The 19,276-nt window shown below is 70.2% G+C and carries 19 protein-coding genes; 9 read left to right on the forward strand and 10 right to left on the reverse strand.

The genetic code is table 11. The features are described 5' to 3' along the window. Positions 1 to 112: 112 nt before the first annotated feature. Positions 113 to 1,414 carry a hypothetical protein gene (locus NON00_RS06800; protein WP_256018874.1) on the forward strand — a complete coding sequence of 434 codons (1,302 nt, stop codon included), beginning with the start codon at positions 113 to 115 and terminating at the stop codon, positions 1,412 to 1,414. 10 nt (positions 1,415 to 1,424) lie between these two features. On the opposite strand, the gene NON00_RS06805 is transcribed toward NON00_RS06800, so the two are convergent. The 3 genes from NON00_RS06805 to NON00_RS06815 form a co-directional block, all read right to left on the reverse strand. Beyond that, positions 1,425 to 2,372, reverse strand: a complete 948-nt coding sequence (locus tag NON00_RS06805; RefSeq protein WP_256018877.1) for a glycosyltransferase — start codon at positions 2,370 to 2,372, stop codon at positions 1,425 to 1,427. Between the two features lie 176 nt (positions 2,373 to 2,548). Then, on the reverse strand, positions 2,549 to 3,319 hold the full coding sequence (locus tag NON00_RS06810; RefSeq protein WP_256018880.1) for an IclR family transcriptional regulator C-terminal domain-containing protein: 771 nt from the start codon (positions 3,317 to 3,319) through the stop codon (positions 2,549 to 2,551). Further along, the gene (locus NON00_RS06815; RefSeq protein ID WP_256018883.1) at positions 3,316 to 4,245 is read right to left on the reverse strand and encodes a LysR family transcriptional regulator; all 930 of its coding nucleotides are present in this window, start codon (positions 4,243 to 4,245) and stop codon (positions 3,316 to 3,318) included. The genes NON00_RS06810 and NON00_RS06815 overlap by 4 nt, the downstream gene beginning before the upstream one ends. A 97-nt stretch (positions 4,246 to 4,342) precedes the next feature. Here NON00_RS06815 and pcaH point away from each other — a divergent pair, with 97 nt between their 5' ends. Together pcaH and pcaG are read left to right on the forward strand one after the other, a co-directional pair. Continuing rightward, positions 4,343 to 5,071 (forward strand): protocatechuate 3,4-dioxygenase subunit beta, encoded by a 729-nt coding sequence (gene pcaH / locus NON00_RS06820; protein ID WP_256018886.1) that lies wholly within the window; start codon positions 4,343 to 4,345, stop codon positions 5,069 to 5,071. A 3-nt stretch (positions 5,072 to 5,074) separates the two neighbouring features. Further along, positions 5,075 to 5,656 (forward strand): protocatechuate 3,4-dioxygenase subunit alpha, encoded by a 582-nt coding sequence (gene pcaG, locus NON00_RS06825; protein WP_256018889.1) that lies wholly within the window; start codon positions 5,075 to 5,077, stop codon positions 5,654 to 5,656. Positions 5,657 to 5,798: 142 nt separating this feature from the next. Here pcaG and NON00_RS06830 read toward each other — a convergent pair whose 3' ends face one another. Both NON00_RS06830 and NON00_RS06835 read right to left on the reverse strand, forming a co-directional pair. Further along, positions 5,799 to 7,370, reverse strand: coding sequence for an ABC transporter substrate-binding protein (locus NON00_RS06830; RefSeq protein WP_256018892.1), 1,572 nt, complete (start codon positions 7,368 to 7,370; stop codon positions 5,799 to 5,801). A gap of 158 nt (positions 7,371 to 7,528) precedes the next feature. Further along, entirely contained in the window at positions 7,529 to 8,332 is an 804-nt protein-coding gene (locus NON00_RS06835; RefSeq protein ID WP_256018900.1) for an MBL fold metallo-hydrolase, read from the reverse strand. Between the two features lie 234 nt (positions 8,333 to 8,566). Between NON00_RS06835 and NON00_RS06840 the strand changes: the two genes are divergently transcribed. Then, positions 8,567 to 9,268 (forward strand): DJ-1/PfpI family protein, encoded by a 702-nt coding sequence (locus tag NON00_RS06840; protein WP_256018901.1) that lies wholly within the window; start codon positions 8,567 to 8,569, stop codon positions 9,266 to 9,268. 144 nt (positions 9,269 to 9,412) lie between these two features. On the opposite strand, the gene NON00_RS06845 is transcribed toward NON00_RS06840, so the two are convergent. Beyond that, positions 9,413 to 10,309: a LysR family transcriptional regulator gene (locus NON00_RS06845; RefSeq protein ID WP_256018902.1), complete on the reverse strand. Its 897-nt coding sequence runs from the start codon at positions 10,307 to 10,309 to the stop codon at positions 9,413 to 9,415. Between the two features lie 88 nt (positions 10,310 to 10,397). Between NON00_RS06845 and NON00_RS06850 the strand changes: the two genes are divergently transcribed. Then, positions 10,398 to 11,438: an NAD-dependent epimerase/dehydratase family protein gene (locus NON00_RS06850; RefSeq protein WP_256018903.1), complete on the forward strand. Its 1,041-nt coding sequence runs from the start codon at positions 10,398 to 10,400 to the stop codon at positions 11,436 to 11,438. Positions 11,439 to 11,480: 42 nt separating this feature from the next. On the opposite strand, the gene NON00_RS06855 is transcribed toward NON00_RS06850, so the two are convergent. Then, positions 11,481 to 12,329, reverse strand: a complete 849-nt coding sequence (locus tag NON00_RS06855) for a helix-turn-helix domain-containing protein (RefSeq protein ID WP_256018922.1) — start codon at positions 12,327 to 12,329, stop codon at positions 11,481 to 11,483. 98 nt (positions 12,330 to 12,427) lie between these two features. On the opposite strand from NON00_RS06855, the gene NON00_RS06860 reads away from it, so the two are divergent. Further along, positions 12,428 to 13,612, forward strand: coding sequence for a 4-hydroxybenzoate 3-monooxygenase (locus NON00_RS06860; RefSeq protein WP_256018925.1), 1,185 nt, complete (start codon positions 12,428 to 12,430; stop codon positions 13,610 to 13,612). A 103-nt stretch (positions 13,613 to 13,715) separates the two neighbouring features. Here NON00_RS06860 and NON00_RS06865 read toward each other — a convergent pair whose 3' ends face one another. The 3 genes from NON00_RS06865 to NON00_RS06875 form a co-directional block, all read right to left on the reverse strand. Next, a complete protein-coding gene (locus NON00_RS06865) occupies positions 13,716 to 14,471 on the reverse strand; it encodes a sensor histidine kinase KdpD (protein ID WP_256018926.1) in 756 nt (251 codons plus the stop codon). 148 nt (positions 14,472 to 14,619) lie between these two features. Next, positions 14,620 to 14,922 carry a 50S ribosomal protein L28 gene (gene rpmB / locus NON00_RS06870; protein ID WP_256018927.1) on the reverse strand — a complete coding sequence of 101 codons (303 nt, stop codon included), beginning with the start codon at positions 14,920 to 14,922 and terminating at the stop codon, positions 14,620 to 14,622. A 163-nt stretch (positions 14,923 to 15,085) separates the two neighbouring features. Continuing rightward, the gene (locus NON00_RS06875) at positions 15,086 to 15,352 is read right to left on the reverse strand and encodes a hypothetical protein (protein WP_256018928.1); all 267 of its coding nucleotides are present in this window, start codon (positions 15,350 to 15,352) and stop codon (positions 15,086 to 15,088) included. Positions 15,353 to 15,649: 297 nt separating this feature from the next. Between NON00_RS06875 and NON00_RS06880 the strand changes: the two genes are divergently transcribed. The 3 genes from NON00_RS06880 to NON00_RS06890 are packed head-to-tail and all read left to right on the forward strand — an operon-like array spanning position 15,650 to position 19,010. Continuing rightward, entirely contained in the window at positions 15,650 to 16,468 is an 819-nt protein-coding gene (locus NON00_RS06880) for a gluconate 2-dehydrogenase subunit 3 family protein (RefSeq protein WP_256018929.1), read from the forward strand. Further along, entirely contained in the window at positions 16,468 to 18,237 is a 1,770-nt protein-coding gene (locus tag NON00_RS06885) for a GMC family oxidoreductase (protein WP_256018930.1), read from the forward strand. Before NON00_RS06880 ends, NON00_RS06885 begins: the two co-directional genes overlap by 1 nt. Beyond that, positions 18,234 to 19,010 carry a cytochrome c gene (locus tag NON00_RS06890; protein ID WP_256018933.1) on the forward strand — a complete coding sequence of 259 codons (777 nt, stop codon included), beginning with the start codon at positions 18,234 to 18,236 and terminating at the stop codon, positions 19,008 to 19,010. The genes NON00_RS06885 and NON00_RS06890 overlap by 4 nt, the downstream gene beginning before the upstream one ends. The last annotated feature ends 266 nt before the right edge of the window (positions 19,011 to 19,276 follow it).

Raw genomic sequence — 19,276 nt, forward strand, 5'->3', positions numbered from 1 at the left:
CAGAAATGTTTCTGCGTTGTGCCGGAAAGACGGCAGGGCTAGAGACAGGATCAGCCAAGGGCCCCGCCGGGCCCTGGCCGACGCGGCTTCCTGAACGAAGAACATCCCTGGCATGCTGACCGAGTTGCTGTCCGAGTTGCCGTCCAAGGCTGGCGCCCCCTTCGATCCCGTCCGCCTCCAGGACCGCTCGCCCGTGGGCGATACGGACCGCTTTCCGCCGGGCCGGCACCCCTACTACATCACGGCGCCGCGCTATATCCGCACCTCCGCCGGCATCAAGGCGCTGCACATGCTGTGCCACGCCCTCAACCGCGCGGGGTATGAGGCCTACATGGCCATCTTCCCCGTCTGGCTGGGGGCGGACCGCGTCAGCCCCGACCTCCTCACCCCCGTGCTGACGCCGGCGATCGCCCGCCGCCACCGGCGCGCCGGCCTCGCCCCCATCGTCGTCTATCCGGAGACGGTGGGCGGCAATCCCTGGCGGGCGCGCACCATCGTCCGCTACGTGCTGAACTTCCCGGGCCTGCTCGGCGGCGACCACAGCTACCCGCCGGACGAGATGGTCTATGGCTATTCCGCCGTCCTGGCCGAGGCCTGCAACCAGCCGGGCAAGGTGCTCTTCGTCCCCGCCTCGGACGCCACGGTCTTCACCCCGGCGGAGCAGGACACCCCGCGCCAGGGCGCCTGCTTCTACGCCATGAAGTACCAGGTGGTGCATCAGGGCCCGCTGCTGCCGGAGACGGAGGGCGCCATCGAGATCACCCGCGACCGCCCGGACAGCCAGAGCCCGGCCGAGATCGCCGAGATCCTGCGCCGCTCGGAGGTGTTCTACGCCTATGAGAACACCGCCCTGGCGCTGGAGGCGGCGCTCTGCCTCTGCCCCACCGTCTTCCTGCCCAACCCCTGGCTGACCGAGGTGATCGCGGTCAAGGAAATGGGCTGGGATGGCTTCGCCTGGGGCACGGCGCCGGAGGAGGTGGCGCGCGCCCGCGCCACCGTCCATCTGGCGCGCAACCGCTACCTTGCCACCTATCACCAGTTCTGGGAGCAGCTCGGCGTCTTCGCCCGCGAGACCCAGGCGCGGGCGGAGGCCGATGCGCGCGCCGGGCGGCTGCCGCGCGGCATGGCGTGGTGGCTGCTCTGCCTGCCGCAATGGGAGCGGGTGCGCACCCTGGCGCGGCTGACCCGCGCCAGCCTGCTGCGCAACGGGCCCGCGGCCACGGGCCGGCTGATCCTGGACTGGTTCCGCCGCCGCCTGCCGGGTTTCCACCGGCTGCGCTTCCTGGCCCTGCTCGGCCGCGTGACGCTGGCGAGCCTGCGGGAGAGGGGGCTGCGCGCCACCGGTGCGCGGGCGCTGCGCTTCCTCTCCGGGCGGCTGCCGGGCGGCCGCCTGCCGCCCCCGGCCCGGGGCTAGCGCCCGGCTGCTAATCCCGCTCCTGGCCTGGAACTGCCGGGCGGCAGGCCAGCACCCAGGCCCAGAGCGCCAGGTTTTCCACCACGCCCTGCCGGTAGAGCCCGGCCCGCCACAGCCGCCACAGCCGCGCGGGGGCGGATTGCGCCGGCATCTCCCGCAGCAGGCCGAGCACGCGGCGCGCTTCCGGCGTCTGCGGCGCGCCCTCCAGCGCGGCGATATGGGCGGCCATCAGGTTCATGAAGCGGGCCGGCCCGCGCCGCGCCGCCGCCCGCGCCCGCGCGGCGAGGCTGCCCTGGCTGCCCACCATGTTGCCGCCATGCTGGCGGTAGAGCAGGCCCGGCTCCTCGTCGAAGATCACCGTGCCGCCGGCGGCGCTGACCACGAGGTAGCACCACCAGTCATGCAGCGCGCCCTGCGGCGGCGGCGGTGCCGCCAGCATCAGCCGGCGCGCGGCCGGGTTGAGCACGGCGGTGCAGCCGGTGACGACATTCTGCACCAGCGCGTTGCGCAGCCCGAGCGGCCGCAGGGGACGGGGCGAAAGGCCCAGATCGCCGAGCGTGGCATCCACCAGCTTCTGCCGGCCGCAATAGAGCGCGGGCCTGTCCGCCGGCAGGGCGCGCAGCCTTTCCAGGGCGCGGGCCAGCTTGTGCGGCAGCCAGACATCATCCTGGTCGCAGAAGGCATAGCCGGGGGCATCCTCTGGCGCGCCGCGCAGCAGGGCCATGAAGCTCCCCGTCGCGCCCAGCCGCCGCGCGCCTTCCTCCGGCAGCCGGCTGGCCCGGCCATGGCGCTCCGCGAAGGCCGCCAGCAGCGCCGGGGTGGCGTCCGCCGAAGTGTCATCGCGCCACAGCAGGTGCCACGGCGTGCCCGGCTCCAGCCGGAGCAGGCTCTCCAGCAGGTCCGGCAGGTAGCGCTCCCCCTGGTAGGTGGCGAGCAGGATCTGGACAGGCTCGGTCATGCCGCCGGCTTAGGCCGAATGGGCGGGGCTGGCCAGCGGCATCCGGAAAGGGCGGCTGCGCCGTGGAAGAGGTTCTTTTTTGAAAAAAAGAACCAAAAAACTTTTTCCAGTTTAGCGTCCCACCTGGACGGGAGACGGCGGCAGCCTGAAAAAAATTTCTTCAGAAAAAGAAGAATCTAACCTGGAATAACCTTGCGGAGCTCCTGGGATGCCTGGAGCAGGGCCGGCAGGAGGAGGGTCCGCATCACCTCATCCGACCCGCGCGCCGTCTGCACCCCGATATTGATGGCGGCGACGCAGCGGCCGCGCTGGTCGCGCACCGGCACGGCCAGCGAGCGCAGCCCGATTTCCAGTTCCTCATCCACCAGGGCATAGCCCTGGGCGCGGGCCTCGCGCACGGCGGCGCGGATTTCGGCGCGGCTGGTGCGGGTGTGGCTGGTCAGCGCCTCGGGCGTCAGGCTGGTGATGTGCTGCTCCAGCGCGCCTTCCGGCAGGGCGGAGAGCAGGGCGCGGCCCAGCGCCGTGCAATGCGCCGGCAGGCGGCTGCCGACGCCCAGCGTGATGGACATGATCCGCCGCGCCGCCGCGCGGGCGACATAGACCACCTCCGTCCCGTCCAGGATGGCGGCGGAGCAGCTTTCGCCCGTCGCCTCCCGCACCGCGTCGAGCTGGGGTTGCAGCAGCTCCGGCAGGGTGGCGCTGGACAGCCAGGCCCCGCCCAGCCGCAGCACGCGCGGCGTCAGCCAGTAGCTGCGGCCATCGCCCTCCGCATAGCCCAGGGCGGAGAGGGTGAGCAGGCAGCGCCGGGCGGCGGCGCGGGTCAGGCCGGTGGCGCGGGCGATCTCGGCGATGGTGGCGCGCGGGCGGCTGGCGTCGAAGGCCTCGATGACGGCCAGCCCGCGCGACAGGCCGCCCAGCAGGTCGCGCGCCGCGGGGCCGCGCTTCACGCCGCCACCCCGCGCGGCGTCTCGGCCGCCACCTGGAGCATCTGGGCGCGCAGCCAGGCATGGCGCGGGTCGCGCTGGTCCCGCCGGTGCCAGGCGAGGTAGAGCGGCAACTCATCCACCGGCTCCCCGCCCAGGCGCAGCGGCACCGGCACGCTGGCGAAGCCGGAGAGCGCGGCATGCCGCAGCAGCCCGGGCAGCGTGGCCAGCATCGCCCCGCCGCGCAGGAAGGCGGCGACGCCGGTGAAGCTCGGCACGCGCAGGGCGATGTCCCGCGCCAGTCCCTCCGCCTCCAGCCGCTTGTCGAATTCCAGCGCCTCGCCCTCCGGGTGGACCACGGTGATGTGGCGGGCCGCCAGATATTCCGCCGCGTCGCGCGGCGCGGCGCGCCGGGCGGGGTCGTAGAAACAGGCATAGCGGTCGAGCAGCAGGCGGCGGCGCAGGATATCCGTCCCCGAGGGCGGGATGGGGGTGATGATGAGGTCACAGCCGCGCTCGCGCAGCAGGGCGGCGCTGGGCGCGCCGGAGGGCACCACCTTCAGCGTCAGCGCGGCCACCGCCGCCGCGACGCGGGCATAGAAGCGCGGCAGCAGCAGGTCGCGCTGGAAGTCATTGGCGGCGATGGTGATGGAGAGGCGCGCCGTCTCCGGCGCGAAATGCTGCGGCCGGGTGAGGGCCTGGAGCCCGTCGAGCAGCGCCTGGGCGGGGCCGGCCAGGGCGCGGGCCTGCGGCGTCGCCACGATGCCACGGCCGGATTTGACGAAAAGCGGGTCCCCCAGCAGGGCGCGCAGGCGGATCAGCCCGTGGCTGGCGGCGGACTGGCTGAGCCCCAGCCGCGCCGCCGCGCCGGTGACGGAGCCTTCCTCCAGCACCGCCAGGAAAAGCCGCAGGGCGTGGCCATCCAGCGCCAACGCATCGATCTGATTCATGTATCATATGCTGGTTTAACCGGTTTCTTCATGCAAGCCGCCGGCGCATGGTGCGGCCCATGCGGGGCCCTGCCGCCCCCGCCGGAGGACAACGCCCATGCCCCCGATTCTGGGTGACATCAACAAGCGGGATCGCGGCCAGCACCCGCCCGCCTATACCCCCACCTACAAGACCAGCGTGCTGCGCAGCCCGCGCCGGGCGCTCATCTCGATCGAGCCGGGCGCCGGGGAGAATGCCGGCCCGATCTTCCGCCCCTCCCTGCTCGGCCCACTGGACAACGACCTGATCCGCAACTTCGCCAAGGATGGCGAGGCGATCGGCGAGCGCATCATCGTTCATGGCAAGGTGATGGACGAGTTCGGCCGCCCCGTGCCGAACACGCTGCTGGAGGTGTGGCAGGCCAATGCCGGTGGCCGCTACCGCCATGTGAACGACACCTACCTGGCGCCGCTGGACCCGAATTTCGGCGGCACCGGCCGCTGCCTGACGGATGCCGAGGGCAATTATTTCTTCCGCACCGTGCGCCCCGGCCCCTATCCCTGGCGTAACAACGGCAGCGACTGGCGTCCGGCGCATATCCATTTCTCGGTCTTCGGCCACGCCTTCGCGCAGCGCCTCGTCAGCCAGCTCTATTTCGAGGGTGACCCGCTGATCCCGCTCTGCCCGATCGTCAACACCATCCCCGACCTCGCGGCGCGGGAGCGGCTGGTGGCGCGGCTGGACATGGGCAACACCGTGCCCTTCGACGCGCTGGCCTACCGCTTCGACATCATCCTGCGCGGCCGCCGCCAGACCTTCTTCGAGACCAAGCCGGAGGGGCACTGAGCCATGCCCGTGGAATATCTGAAGGAAACCCCGTCCCAGACCGGCGGGCCCTATGTCCATATCGGCCTGCTGCCGGTGGCCGCGGGCATCGCCTCCGGCACGCAGGAGAACTGGCACGTCCTCCAGGGCGCCGGGGAGCATATCCGCATCGAGGGGCTGATCCTCGACGGCTCCGGCCACCCGGTGAAGGACGCGCTGGTGGAACTGTGGCAGGCGGATTCCGAGGGGCGGCACAATGCCGGTGATTTCCTCGGCTGGGGCCGCACCAGCGCCGCCTTCGACACGGGGGAATGGGCCTTCGAGACCATCCGCCCCGGCGTGGTGCCCTGGCGCGACGGCCGCCCGCAGGCGCGCCATGTCTCGCTCGCCATCTTCGCCCGCGGCATCAACATCCACCTCAACACGCGGATGTACTTCCCCGAGGATGAGGCCGCCCTGGCCGCCGACCCGGTGCTGAAGAGCATCGAATGGGTGGGCCGCCGCAAGACGCTGGTCGCCACCCGCGTCGAGGGGCGCTCCGTCCCGACCTACCGCTTCGTCATCAACATCCAGGGCGAGGATGAGACGGTTTTCTTTGATGTTTGATTTTATTGGGTAAATTATCTTCTTTTTCTGAAGAAAAAGAAGTTTTCTTTCAGTTTGGCGCCCCGCTTCAGGCCTGAGGCGGGACGCCAGCTGGAAGAAGTTTTTTGGTTCTTTTTTTCAAAAAAGAACTTCTTCCTGTCTCTTACGCCTTCCGCAGCCCCCAGGGGAACGGCGCCGGCCCCGGCTGAAGGCCCTGCAGGCTCTTCTGATAGGCCGTGCGGACGAAGAAGGCCCCGAGTGGGATCGACCCCACCTCGCGCAGCGTCAGCAGGTTCAGCGCATCGGCGATGCGGAGCTGCTCGGCGGTGTCGGTGCTGGCCAGCCAGCGCTGCACCAGGGTTTCCGCCTCGGCATTGTCCCACCAGCCGAACCAGCCGGCGGCACCGCGCCCGCGCACCATCAGCGAGACGGCGGGGTTGGCGTTCAGGCTGGAATTGCCGGTGGTGTGCAGCACGCTCCAGCCGCCCTGTTCCACCGGGCCGCGATTGCCGCGCCGCTGCACCACGGTGCCCCAGTCGCTTTCCTGCAACTCGACATTGAAGCCGATGCGCTTCAGCAGGTCGAAGGTCACCTGCCCCAGTGCGCCGATCGTCGGGAAGTCGGTGGGGTTGATGATGACCACCTTCTGCCCGGCATAACCCGACTCCTTCAGCGCCGCCTGGGCCGCCTTCAGGTCGCCCGGCATCAGCGCCCTGCCGGATTCGGTGTAGGAGGGCGTGCCCTTGGGGAAGCAGCTGAAGCTTTCCGTCCACAGGCTGGTGTCGTCGCCGATGGCGGTGCGCAGGTAATCCTCCTGCCGGATGGCCAGCAGCACGGCGCGGCGCACCCGCACATCGTTGAAGGGCGGCTGCAGGTGGTTCAGCCGCATGAAGCCGACCTTGCCGAGCCGGTCGGCGATCTGCATGCCGATATTGCGGTTGCGGCCGAGCATGGGCAGCAGGTCGGGCAGGGGCTGCTCCCACCAGTCCACCTCGCCGCTCATCAGGGCGGAGGCGGCGGTGGAGGGGTCGGGGATGATGTGCCACTCGACGCGGTCGAACGCCGCGCGCTTGCCGCCGGCGGCCCAGCTGGCGGCCTCGGCGCGCGGGCTGTAGCCGGTGAACTTCTCATACACCGCGCGGGCGCCCGAGCTGTATTCCCCCGCCACGAAGCGATAGGGGCCGGAGCCGACCATCTCGGTGATGGCCTTGTTCGGGTCCGTCTGCGCCAGACGCTCGGGCATGATGAAGGGGACATTCGCCTCCGACTTGCCGAGCAGCAGCAGCAGGGGCGGGAAGGGGCGGGTCAGGCGCAGCACCACGGTGCGGTCATCGGCCGCGGACCAGCCCTCCGCCGCCTGGGCCAGGAGCTGGGCGAAGGAGTCGCGCTTCATCCAGCGGTTCAGGCTGGCGACGCAGTCGGCGGCGCGGACGGGGGTGCCATCGTGGAAGAGCAGCCCCTCACGCAGGCGGAAGCGCCAGGTCAGCCCGTCCTCGGAGACCTCATGCCCCTCGGCCATCTGCGGGCGCGGCACCTGGTTGGCGTCGAGCGCGTAGAGCGTATCAAAGACGTAGAAGCCATGGTTGGTGGTGACGGTGGCGGTGGTCCAGACGGGGTCCAGCACGCTGAGATCGGCCTGCGGCACGAAGCGCAGGGTGGAGCGCGCCTGCGCGCGCGCGAGGGAAGGCATGGCGAGCAGCGCGGCGGCGCTGCCCAGCAAGGTACGACGGTGCATTGCTGTCCTGTCAGGGCGTAGAGAGGCGGCCCCGCGACAGGCGTTCCCACCGCCCCCGATAAAGCAGTGTGGCCCACCCCTCAACGGCGGACTGCACGCGGGGTCCGGGGTGGCCGTGCCACCCCGGCGGGGTTTCAGGGGCGGAGCCCCTGATTTTTTCAAAGCATCTCCCACCCTCCCCCCGCTTCCCGCACGGTGCGGAACCCCTCGATATGCGCCCCCGCGACGGTCCAGCCCTGGCGTGCCGCCTCGCCGAGGGTGGCACGGCGTGTCCGCACCGCCTGTTCCGTGTCCATGTCGAAGACCATGCCGATCTCCGGCTCGGCGGGCTGGAGGGCGGTGATGTGCAGCGTATCCCCCCAGAGCAGCAGGTCATCGATCCGGTAGCCGGTATGGCCCGGCGTATGCCCCGGCAGCGGCAGGGCGAGGATGCCCGGCATCACCTCCCCGGCGGGCACACCGCGCAGGCGGGGGCCGTAGGCGGCGGCGATTTTCGTGGCCATGTCGAAACCGCCCTGGCGCTCCTTCGGCGTGGCGGCGCGGGCCGCGGCGCTGGTGAAGAAGGCGAGGTCGGTCTCCGGCGCCAGCACCTCGGCGCGCGGGAAATAGGCGCCTTCGCCGGCCAGCAGGCCCAGCACATGGTCGCTGTGGATATGGGTCAGCAGCACGCGCTCCACCTGCTCCGGCGTGATGCCGAGGGCGGCGAGGGCGGTGCGGGCCTGGCCGAAGCTCTCGCCCCAGGCGGTGCCGCAGCCGGAATCGACCAGGGTGACGCCACCCGGCCCGCGCAGCAGGAAGCAGTTCACCGCCAGGCGCAGGTTGGAGCCGGTGGCATCGCCCGGCGGCACCCGCCAGCCGGGGGCGGCGCGGGTGTGGATGACGGCCTCGGGCGGGGCCTTGAAGATGCCATCGGCCAGCAGGGTGACCTCATAGACGCCGGCGCGGCGGGTGGGGTGGTCCATCGGGGCTTGTCTCCAGGGGAGGCCAGGGGGAGGCCATGGTCACCCCGGTATAGGCTGTGCTGCGGTGCGGCAAAGGCCCGGCGCCGCCGGGGCTGCCCCCCGGCTTGTGCCGGGGCGCGGCTGGCCTATGCTCGCTGTCATCGCGGAGTGCGGAAGACGGGTGGCCCACCACCGGGGCGCTCCGCGCGGGGATGCCGCGCGCCTGGGTCCACCCCATCCGAGGGAAGCCCCCGCATGCCCGAGCCTCTGACACCGCTGCGTATCGGCCTGATCCTGTTCCCCGGCCTGACGCAGCTCGACCTCACCGGCCCGGCGGAGGTGTTCAGCCGCCTGCCGGGGGCGGAGGTGCTCTATCTGTGGAAGACGCTGGCCCCCGTCGCCGCCGATCGCGGCCTCGCCCTGCTGCCCAGCGCGACCTTCGAGACCTGCCCGAAGCTGGATGTGGTCTGCGTCCCCGGCGGCCCGGGGCAGATCGAGCTGATGGAGGATGCGGAGACGCTGGCCTTCCTGCGCCGCGTGGCGCCGGGCTGCCGGCTGGTCACCTCGGTCTGCACCGGCTCGCTGGTGCTGGCGGCGGCGGGGCTGCTGCGCGGGCTGCGCGCCACCTCGCACTGGTCCTCGCTGGACCAGCTGGCCCTGCTCGGCGCCATCCCGGTGGCGGAGCGCGTGGTGCGCGATGGCAACCGCATCACCGGCGCCGGTGTCACCTCGGGCATCGACTTCGCCCTCTCCGTGGTGGCGGAACTGGCGGGGGCGGATCTCGCGCAGGATATCCAGCTGCAACTGGAATACGACCCGGCGCCGCCCTTCGCCGCCGGCTCGCCGCGCAGCGCCACGCCGGAGCGGGTGGCGGCGGCGCGGGCGCGCATCGCCCCCTTCATCGCCCGCCGCCGCGCGGCGACAGAGCGTGCCGCGCGCAATCTGGCGGAGGCTTGAGAGGGGCTTCGCCCCTCTCGCACCTGCAAGGCCCTTGCAGCCACCAAAGGCCGGGGGCCTTTGGAAACCCATCTGTGGGTTCCCCGCTGAAGGCGGGTGCGGGGGGGCCTGTCCTCTGGTTAAGGGGATGAAAGGGGAGGGTTTTTAGAGAATTTCATTCCTGCCATAGGCCTCGAATGATTCGACCAGATGGTCGAAAAGGGCGGCGACGCGTGGCAGGCGGCGCAGGTTTTCATGCGTCACGATCCAGACCGGCAGTTGGGGAAGCTCGATATCGGGCAGAACACGTTCCAACTCAGGATCATGAGCAACCGCGGGAATTTGCGCGACGGCAATGCCAAGACCGGCGCGTGCGAGTGCGAGTTGGGCCGGGTGGCTGTCCGTCCGTGCGATCCAGCGGATGTTGCCTGGGTCGCCGAGCCGCGTCGCGACGGCCAGATCGCCGCGGTTGCGGTCGGGCCCGATGAACAGATGCGCGCCGATCTCGGCCCTGGAGGCGGGGCGGCCATAGGCTTCGAGATAATCGCGATGCGCGAAGAAGCCGAGCGGGATCGGCGTGACCTTCTTCGCCACCAGGGCGGATTGCTCGGGCGGGTGCATCCGCACCGCGACATCGACCTGCTGGTCCAGCAGGTTGGCGCTGGCGTTGCTGAGTTCGAACTCAACGTCGAGTCGCGGGTGCCTGTCGCGCAGGCGGCGGAGCATGGGCGGCAGAACCTCGATCCCCACAAATTCGGAGACGCTGAGCCGCACCCGGCCCGCCACCTCTGTCGAATCCGCCGAAGCGGCGCGCAGCATGGCCTCCGAGGCATGCGCCATAGCGCGGGCGGAGGCGATCATGGCTTCGGCGGTCGGCGTCGGCACCAGCCCATGGACGGACCGCGTGAACAGGGCTGTGCCCAGCGCGGCTTCCAGCGCCTCGATGCGCGCGCGCATGGTGGGCTGGGACAATCCCAGATGGCGCGCGGCGGCGGACAGGCTGCCCGTCTCCATCACCGCCAGAAAGGCGCGCTGACCCTCCCAATCGACGCCTTTGCTCATAAATTTCTTGCACCCTGATCGCGGATAATCCGCAATTTTTTTGTGGATGGGTCTGGCCGAAGCTCTCCCTGCCGAAAGGAGAGCACACATGGTACAGAATTTTCCCGCGCAGACCGAAAACCCGGCGGCCGACCGGACCGCCCTCGTTCTGGGCGCAACCGGCGGTGTTGGCGGCGCCATCACCGTGAGGCTCCTGCGCGAGGGGTGGCAGGTCCGCGCCCTGTGCCGCAATGCCGAGGAAGCCGCGGCCCGCTGGCGCCATGCGGGTCCGGCGCCGCACTTCCTCACGGGCGATGCCATGGACGAGGCGTCCGTCATCCGCGCGGCCACGCAGGGACAGGGCGTCTCGGCGATCATCCATGCGGTCAATCCGCCCGGCTATCGCAACTGGTCATCGCTCGTTCTGCCGATGATCGGGAACACGCTGGCGGCCGCGCGTGCCGCGGGCGGAGCCCGTATCGTCCTGCCCGGCACGGTCTATAATTATGATCCGGCCTCTACCCCCGTGATCGACGCGCACAGCCCGCAGAACGCGCGCGGCGTGAAGGGCAGGATTCGCATCGCGCTAGAGCGGAAGCTGGCGGAGGCGGCCCCGGAGGTGCCCTCGCTCATCCTGCGCGCCGGCGACTTCTTCGGGCCAGGAACGCGGGCGAGCTGGTTCGCGCAGGCCATGGTACGCCCTGGCCATCCCGTGCGCCGCTTCACCAGCCTGGCGTCCGGCATTCCGCATGCCTATGCCTATCTGCCCGACCTCGCGGCGAGCTTCGCCGCCCTGCTCGCCATCCCCGGGCGCCTTCAGCGCCACGAGATCGTGCAGTTCGCCGGGCACTGGGACGCAACGGGCACGCAGATGCGCGATGCCGTCCGCAGGGTGGTCGGCCGCGATGTCCCCGAGCGCGCCTTTCCATGGTGGATGATGCGCCTCGCCGCGCCCTTCGGTGGCTTCCCGAAGGAGGCGCTGGAGATCGAGCCGGTGTGGAAACACCCCATGCGCCTGGACAATCGCCGCCTCGTGAGCCTGCTGGGTGCCGAGCCGCATACGCCGCTCGACCAGGCTGTCGCGGCGACGCTCGCGGGCATGGGCTGCCTGGACCATCCGCGCGGCGATGCCCGCCTCGCCCAGGTCTGAGATCCGGTTTCCAGGCGGCCGCGCGGTTTGCGGCATCCCCCTTCAGCGCCCGCCGCGGCGTGGCGCCTCCCCCGTCATCCGCCGGTAGAAGCGGGAGAAATAGGAGGGGTCGCGGAAGCCGAGCGCATAGGCGATCTCGGCCACGGAATGGCTGGTGTAGCGCAGGCTGCGCCGCGCCTCGGTGAGCAGGCGGGCATGGATGACCTGGAGCGGCGTCCGCCCCGCATGGGTGCGGCAGAGCGCGGCCAGCTTTTTCTCGGAGAGGCCGAGGGCGCGCTGGTAATCCGTCAGCGGCCGGTCCTGCCGGTACCATTGCTCGACCAGGGCGCGGAAGCGGGCGAACAGCAAGAGATCCGGCGCGGCGGGGATGGCGGCGCTCAGCCGCTCCGCCCGCAGCCGGGCCAGGGCCAGCAGCACCAGCCGCAGATGCGCCGAGAGCGCCGCCGCCCGGCCGGGGCGGTGGCCGGTGAATTCCTCCGCCAGCTCGGCGAAGCGCTGCGCCACGCGGTGGCTGGCCAGGGCCTCGGCATCCAGCGGCAGCAGGCTGGCTTCCTCCGGCAGCGTGTCCTCCGCCAGCAGCTCGGTGGCGTAGGGGAGGGAGATGCTGAGCACCCAGCCATCCGTCCCCGCCTCGAAGGCGAAGCCGTGGATGACGGCGGGGGGCAGCAGCACCAGGGCGGGGGCGGTGAAGGGGTGGTCCGCGCCGTCGAACTGCACATGGCCGCCGCCGGCGGTGGCGAGCAGCAGTTGCAGCAGCCCGGCATGGCGGTGCGGCGCGATGCGCCAGCCATGCGGCCCGCTGCGGTCCGGGATGGTCTCGATATGCAGGAAGCGGGAATCCGCCTCCTCCCCCGTCTCGCCATAGAGGAAGAAGCGTGGGACGATGTCCATGGCGGAAAAGTACCGGAAAACCGCTTTTCCGTCCATTCCGGGCCTTGATGCGGCGTGCATAAGCTGGCGCTAACGGAACTGGATTGGAGGAAAAGTCCATGAGGACCCAGGTGGGCATCGTCGGCTGCGGGCCGGCGGGGCTGTTTCTCGCGCATCTGCTGCACCGTGCCGGCATCGAGAGTGTCATCCTCGAAAGCCGCAGCCGCGCCGATGTGGAAGGCACCATCCGCGCCGGCGTGCTGGAGCATTGGGTGGTGGAGCTGATGCACCAGATGGGCCTCGGCGAGCGCATGAAGCGCGAGGGCCATTTCCACACCGGCATCACCCTGCAATGGAACCGCCAGCGCCTGCACCTGGACATGGAGGAGCTGACCAACGGCAAGAAGGTCACCGTCTATGCCCAGCACGAGGTGCTGAAGGACCTGATCGCCGCCCGCCTCGCCGATGGCGGAGAAATTCTTTTCAGCGTCAGCGGCACGGCGATCCGCGATGTGGACACGGACCGGCCCTTCATCACCTTCCGCCGCGGTGCCGAGGGGGCGGAGGAGCGGCTGGACTGTGATTACGTCATTGGCGCCGATGGCTTCCATGGCCCGGGGCGGCAGGCCATCCCGGCCAGCCAGCGCACCGAGTACCAGAAGATCTATCCCTTCGGCTGGCTCGGCATCCTGGCGCGCGCGCCGCTCTCCTGGCACGAGCTGATCTATGCCAACCAGGGCGAGGGCTTCGCGCTGCTCTCCACGCGCTCGCCCGAGATCCAGCGCATGTACATCCAGTGCGACCCGAAGGATGACATCGCCAACTGGTCCGACCGCCGCATCTGGGACCAGCTGCATGCCCGCCTCGCCACGGAAGATGGCTGGCAGCTCCAGGAGGGCGAGATCTTCCAGAAGGGCATCATCCCGCTGCGCAGCTTCGTCTGCGAGCCGATGCAGTATGGCCGCCTTTTCCTGGCCGGGGATGCCGCGCATATCGTGCCGCCCACCGGCGCCAAGGGGCTGAACCTGGCGGTGGCGGATGTGCTTGTGCTCTCCCGCGCGCTGGAGGAAAAGTACCGCCGCAACAGCAGCGAGAAGCTGGAGCGCTATAGCGCCACCGTGCTGCGCCGCATCTGGAAGGGCGAGCGCTTCTCCTGGTACATGACCACCATGCTGCACCGGAACGAGGGCGAAACCCCCTTCGAGCAGCGCATCCATCTGGCGGACCTGGATTTCGTCCGCACCTCCCGCGCGGCGGCGACGGCGCTGGCGGAGAATTACGTCGGCTTGCCGTTTGATGAATAAGATTTTTTCAGTTGGCGTTCCGCCTCAGGCCCGAGGCGGAACGCAAACTGAAAAAAGTTTTTTGGTTCTTTTTTTCAAAAAAGAACCTCTTCCCTTATTTTCCTTACGACGCATGCGCCAGCAGGCGCCGCCGGGGCAGGGTGAGCCAGGTGCGGGCACCGATGCCCTGCACGGCCTCGATCGTCAGGTCGCCCTCATGCGCGTGCAGCAGCTGCCGGGCGACGACGAGGCCGAGGCCCAGCCCGCGCGTGCCGCGCTTGTCGCTGGCGGTGCGCAGATCCTCGGCGGTGAAGCCGGCGCCTTCATCCTCCACCACGATGGCCACCGTCTCGTCGCTGCGGACGAGGTGCAGGGCGATGGGGTCGCCATCGCGGGTGTGGCGCACGGCGCGGGTCAGCACCTGGGCGATGGCGCCGCGCAGCGCGCGCGGGTCCGCCAGCAGGGTGGTCTCCATCAGCTCGGGCGCGACGCGCCATTGCCGCTGCCCGGGGGATAGGGCGAGCGAGACCTGGTCGATCGCCTCCTGCAGCAGCGGGGCGAGGGCGGTGTTCTCCTCCTTCAGCACGCGCGGGCCGGCGCATTGGGCGGCCACGTCATGCACGTCGGCGGCCAGGCCGAGCAGGCTGCGGCCATGGCTCTCCACCCGCGCATCCGGGCTTTCCGCACCCTGGCCCATCAGGCTGAGCCCGAGCCCGTGCAGTTCCTGCGCGAAGAGATCCAGGTGGCGGGTGCGCTCAGCCAGGGCGCGGGCCATCAGCGCGGCCTGCTGCTCGGCCTTGCGGCGGCGGTGCCACTGCCAGAGCGCGAGCCCTGCCAGCAGCGGCAGAACGACCAGGGGGATGAGCCAAAATTGAGACATGGCCCGATGCTCGGCCATAGACCCTAAGCGACGGTAAAAAGCGGGCCTCTGCTTGGGATAACGCTTTCGGGAATGAAAAAACGCGCCATGCGGGGCATGGCGCGTTGGTCGCTCATCTGGGGCGCGGCGGTGCCGCGCCGGGGAGATGTCAGGCCGCGACGGCGGCCTTCTTCTCCTGCGCCTTCAGGATGCGGCGCTTCAGGGTCAGGGCCTCGGCCGGCAGCTTGCGGTCCGGGGTGCCGAGCAGGAAGGAGTCCAGCCCGCCATTGTGCTCCACGGTGCGGATGCCGTTCGTGGAGAGGCGGATCTGCACGGAGGTGCCGAGCACGTCGGAGAAGAACGAAGTCTCCTGCAGGTTCGGGAGGAACCGGCGACGAGTCTTGTTGTTGGCGTGGCTGACGTTGTTGCCCGTCAGCACGCCCTTGCCGGTGATGCCGCAACGGCGAGCCATGGCGCTACCCTTCAAATGGCGATCGGGGTCGCGGCAGTGACCGCACACCCAACGTGAGAAAGAGAGGGCGCGTATGACCCGCGCCCCGCGGAGAGTCAAGGATTCGGCGGCGGAAAAGCCGCGCGCGGGGCATTCTTCCTGCCCCGCCAGCCTCGCATGGCGCTCACATGGCGCCGGGGGAGGGGGGGGCGGACTGGCGCATCTCGGCCAGTTCGCCGGCCTCGACGGAGGCCAGCGCGCTGCGCAGCACGTTGGCGATGGCCTCATCCCGCATCGTGCGGGCCATCAGCCCGAGCGCGCCACCCAGCAGGGCGGAGGCGATCGAGATCGGCGCGATCTTCTGTTCCATCATGTATTCGATGGCCTTGTCCACCACCGAACCGGCGTGGCTGAGATCTTCCGGGGCCACCCCCTGCGGATCGAGCTGCATCTGGTGCCCTCCTGTGCTGGCAGGCAGATAGTCAGGATCGGCGCCGGGCAAAAGCCCTCGCAACCTTGCCATTTTGTCATGTTGCGGACAGGCGGGTCCGCCCTCCGCCCGTGGCCCGCCCTTTACGCCCGGTCTGGCTTCGCCCAAAGCGGGCTTCCTCGCGGTCCCTGCCGGCGTTGTCCCCCTGCGGCGCCGCCGGCCGGGCGCAGCTTCCCGCTTACCCGCGGGCAATCCGTTGAGGGACATAAGGAACGGCCGGAAAGCACAACGCTGCCCCAAGGAAAGCCCTGCCGTTTCATGAGCGAACTTGTCTCCCTGTGGCGTCGCCACGTGCTGAGCGGCCTTGCCGCCCTGCCGGCCGCGCTGCTCCCCGGTGGTGCGCGCGCCCAGGCGCCGCATGCCGGCCATGCCGCCCCGCCCGCGCCCGGCGCCACCCCCGCCGCCACGCCCGCCACGCCCGCCACGGGCCCCGCCACTGGCCCCACCACCCCGCCACGCCCGCAGGCCTGGCTCTTCCTCAACCCGCTGGAGGTCGAGGCGGTGGAGGCCCTGATGGGCCGGCTGCTGCCGGCCGATGGCAACGGCCCCGGCGCGCGGGAGGCCGGCGGCGCCATCTTCCTGGACCGCCAGCTGGCCGGCGCCTGGGGCGCGGGCGCGCATCTCTACACCAAGGGTCCGATCGCCAGGGGCACGGCGGCGCAGGGCTACCAGCTCGGCCTCGCCCCGGCGGAGCTGTTCCGCCTCGGCCTCGCCCAGCTGGATGAGGTCTGCCGCCAGCAGCAGGGCGGCAGGCGCTTCGCCGAACTCGATACCGCCACCCAGGACCAGGTCATCACCGCGCTGGAGAAGAACCAGCTCGCCCTTGGCCCGCTGCCGGGCGGCATCTTCTTCAGCCAGATGATGGAAGCCACCCTGGAAAGCTTCTTCGCCGACCCGATCCATGGCGGGAACCAGGACATGGTGGGTTGGAAGCTGGTCGGCTTCCCTGGATATTATTCGAGCTATTTCAACGTGATCGAACGGCACAACCTGCCCTACAACCGGCCCCCCGTCTCGCTGGCCGACCACGCCCATGCCCGGCATGGGGACAGCGCGGCCCCGGAGGGCAAGCTCTGATGGCCCGCACCCTTCCGGCGACGGATGTCGTCATCATCGGCAGCGGCTGGTCCGGCGGCATCATCGGCAAGGAGCTGGCCGCGGCCGGCCAGCGCGTCGTCATGCTGGAGCGCGGCGCGCCGCAATGGACCTCGCCCGACTGGGCGCCGCCCCAGGTGCATGACGAGCTGAAATACGACCGCCGCCATGAGATGCACCAGAACGCGGCGAAGGAAACCTACACCTTCCGCAACGCCACCAGCGAGACGGCGCTGCCGATGCGCAGCTTCACCTTCGCCTATCCCGGCGACAAGCTGGGCGGCGCTGGCGCGCACTGGGCGGGCGTGACCTACCGCTTCGACGAGGTCGAGTTCAGGCTGCGCAGCCACTACACGCAGAAATACGGCGCCAGCATCCTGGAGGGGCTGACCTCGCAGGACTGGCCCGTCAGCTACAGCGACCTCGAACCCTATTACGAGAAGTTCGAGCGCCTGGCGGGCACCTCCGGCAAGGCGGGCAATCTGCGCGGGCAGAAGATCGTCGGCGGCAACCCTTTCGAGGCGCCGCGCCAGAGCGAATACCCCAACCCGCCGATGAAGGTGCCCTTCGCCGCCGCGCTGTTCGGGGAATCGGCGGCCAATCTGGGGCTGCACCCCTTCATCCAGCCCGCCTCCCTGGTCACGCGGCCTTATGTGAACAGCGAGGGGCTGCAGATGAGCCCCTGTGCCTATTGCGGCTTCTGCGCCAGCCATGGCTGCGAGCATTTCGCCAAGGCGTCGCCCAATATCTGCATCCTGCCCGCCGCGCTGAAGCAGCCGAGCTTCGAGCTGCGCACCAATGCCCATGTGCTGCGCATCGAGCTGACGGCGGACCGCAAGCGCGCCACGGGCGTCACCTATGTCGATGCCGCCGGGGAAGAGCTGTTCCAGCCGGCGGAGATGGTGTTCTCCTGCGCCTTCGCCATCAACAACGCGCGACTTTTCCTCCTGTCTGGGATTGGTACGCCTTACGATCCCTCCACAAATGAGGGGCAGGTGGGGCGCAACTTCACCCACCAGTCGCGCGGCAATGTGCAGCTGTTCTTCAGCGAGGATTTCCACCTCAACCCCTTCATGGGGGCGGGCGCGGCCGCCGTCACGCTGGACGATTACAACGGCGACAATTTCGACCACGGGCCGCTCGGCTTCGTGGGCGGCGCCTATGTGCAGATCCAGGTCGTGGGCGCGGGGCCCATCACCTTCCGCCCCACCCCGCCCGGCACGCCGCGCTGGGGCAGCGCCTACAAGGCGGCGCTGAAGCGCTACTACAACCACGCCATCACCCTCGGCACCTCGGGCGCCTCGCAGGCGCAGCGCGGCAGCTATCTCAGCCTCGACCCCACCTATACCGATGCCTGGGGGCAGCCGCTGCTGCGCATCACCCATGATTACAACGAGCAGGACCTGAAGCTGTCCAACTTCGTGGTGGACCGCGCCATGGAGATCGCCAAGGGGATGCGTGGCGTGCAGCAGGCGGTGCCGAACAAGATGCGCCGGCCCTATTCCACCGCCACCTACCAGACGACGCACCTGACCGGTGGCACCATCATGGGGGACAGCCCGGCCAACAGCGCCGTCAACCGCTACGGGCAGAGCTGGGACGTGCCGAACGTCTTCACGGTCGGCGCCAATCTCTTCCCGCAGAATGCGTCCTGGAACCCGACCTCCACGATCGGCGCGCTCTCCTATTTCGTGACGGAAAAAGTGAAGAACGAATACCTGCGCACCCCCGGCCCGCTGGTGCCGGCATGAGCGGCGGCAAGCTCGCCATCGGCGTCACGGTGGTTGGCCTGGGCATTTCCGTCCTGGCCGGTGCCCTGGTGGTCGGCAATCCGGCGGCGCTGCTGCGCAGCGCCTATACCCACCCCGAGACGGCGGCCGCCCCCAGCGGCCCCTATTACCCGCAGCCTGAGCGGCTGCCGCCCTACAGCCAGGTGGCGCTGACGGGCGATGCGCGGCTGGGCGAGCAGATCTTCAACCGCGGCGGCGGGGGCGGCGTCGCCGCCTGCTCCACCTGCCATGGCGCGCAGGGCGTGCCGGTGGCGGGCGCGCCCTATCCGCGCCTCGCCGGGCTCTCGGCCGACTATGTGGCCAAGCAGCTCTACGACTATGCCTCGGGCGAGCGCACCAACGAGCAGATGCGCCCCTTCGCCAAGGCGCTCTCGCCGGTGGAGATCGGCGCGGTGGCCACCTTCGTCGCCACGCTGAAGGCGCCGGAGACGGAGCTGTCCAGCCCCGCCCAGGTGGAGCGCGGCCGGCAGATCGCCGAGATCGGCGACAATGCCCATGCCATCCCCGCCTGCGGCGCCTGCCACGGCCTCGCCGGGCGCGGGCAGGGGGACATGCTGCCCCCGCTCGCCGGGCAGCCGCGCGCCTATATCCTGTCGCAGTTCAACGCCTGGCGCGCGGACCGGCGGCAGAATGACCAGGTGACGGTCATGCACGGCATCGCCCAGCGCATGCCGGTGGAGGATATCGAGGCGGTGGCCAGCTACTTCGCCTCGCTGCGCCAGAAGGGCCAGTAGCCAGTGGCTTGAGGGGGCTTTGCCCCCTCACCCCCAGCAGGGGGCAGGGCCCCCTGCACCCGCCTTCAGGGGGAACCCACGGATGGGTTTCCAAAGGCCTCAGGCCTTTGGTCGGGAGAGTCTGAGAGGGGCGAAGCCCCTCTCAGGACCACGCGTCAGCGCGCGACGCCGCCGCTCATTCCGGCTTGTTGCCCGGGCTGGCCCCCGGCTCCACCCCGGCGGCGCGGGCGGCCGCCTGCGCCGCCGCGGCGGCCTCGGCGGCGGCC

It is taken from the genome of Roseomonas sp. GC11, assembly GCF_024437745.1.
Lineage (GTDB): Bacteria > Pseudomonadota > Alphaproteobacteria > Acetobacterales > Acetobacteraceae > Pseudoroseomonas.

Bases quoted from the DNA above. Each gene is read 5' to 3' on its own strand.
- NON00_RS06850 (WP_256018903.1), top strand. From the start codon at position 10,398: ATGGTACAGAATTTTCCCGCGCAGACCGAAAACCCGGCGGCCGACCGG.
- NON00_RS06865 (WP_256018926.1), bottom strand. From the start codon at position 14,471: ATGTCTCAATTTTGGCTCATCCCCCTGGTCGTTCTGCCGCTGCTGGCA.
- NON00_RS06885 (WP_256018930.1), top strand. From the start codon at position 16,468: ATGGCCCGCACCCTTCCGGCGACGGATGTCGTCATCATCGGCAGCGGC.
- NON00_RS06860 (WP_256018925.1), top strand. From the start codon at position 12,428: ATGAGGACCCAGGTGGGCATCGTCGGCTGCGGGCCGGCGGGGCTGTTT.
- NON00_RS06845 (WP_256018902.1), bottom strand. From the start codon at position 10,309: ATGAGCAAAGGCGTCGATTGGGAGGGTCAGCGCGCCTTTCTGGCGGTG.
- NON00_RS06830 (WP_256018892.1), bottom strand. From the start codon at position 7,370: ATGCACCGTCGTACCTTGCTGGGCAGCGCCGCCGCGCTGCTCGCCATG.
- NON00_RS06815 (WP_256018883.1), bottom strand. From the start codon at position 4,245: ATGAATCAGATCGATGCGTTGGCGCTGGATGGCCACGCCCTGCGGCTT.
- pcaG (WP_256018889.1), top strand. From the start codon at position 5,075: ATGCCCGTGGAATATCTGAAGGAAACCCCGTCCCAGACCGGCGGGCCC.
- NON00_RS06835 (WP_256018900.1), bottom strand. From the start codon at position 8,332: ATGGACCACCCCACCCGCCGCGCCGGCGTCTATGAGGTCACCCTGCTG.
- NON00_RS06805 (WP_256018877.1), bottom strand. From the start codon at position 2,372: ATGACCGAGCCTGTCCAGATCCTGCTCGCCACCTACCAGGGGGAGCGC.
- NON00_RS06880 (WP_256018929.1), top strand. From the start codon at position 15,650: ATGAGCGAACTTGTCTCCCTGTGGCGTCGCCACGTGCTGAGCGGCCTT.
- rpmB (WP_256018927.1), bottom strand. From the start codon at position 14,922: ATGGCTCGCCGTTGCGGCATCACCGGCAAGGGCGTGCTGACGGGCAAC.
- NON00_RS06875 (WP_256018928.1), bottom strand. From the start codon at position 15,352: ATGCAGCTCGATCCGCAGGGGGTGGCCCCGGAAGATCTCAGCCACGCC.
- NON00_RS06800 (WP_256018874.1), top strand. From the start codon at position 113: ATGCTGACCGAGTTGCTGTCCGAGTTGCCGTCCAAGGCTGGCGCCCCC.
- pcaH (WP_256018886.1), top strand. From the start codon at position 4,343: ATGCCCCCGATTCTGGGTGACATCAACAAGCGGGATCGCGGCCAGCAC.
- NON00_RS06855 (WP_256018922.1), bottom strand. From the start codon at position 12,329: ATGGACATCGTCCCACGCTTCTTCCTCTATGGCGAGACGGGGGAGGAG.
- NON00_RS06890 (WP_256018933.1), top strand. From the start codon at position 18,234: ATGAGCGGCGGCAAGCTCGCCATCGGCGTCACGGTGGTTGGCCTGGGC.
- NON00_RS06840 (WP_256018901.1), top strand. From the start codon at position 8,567: ATGCCCGAGCCTCTGACACCGCTGCGTATCGGCCTGATCCTGTTCCCC.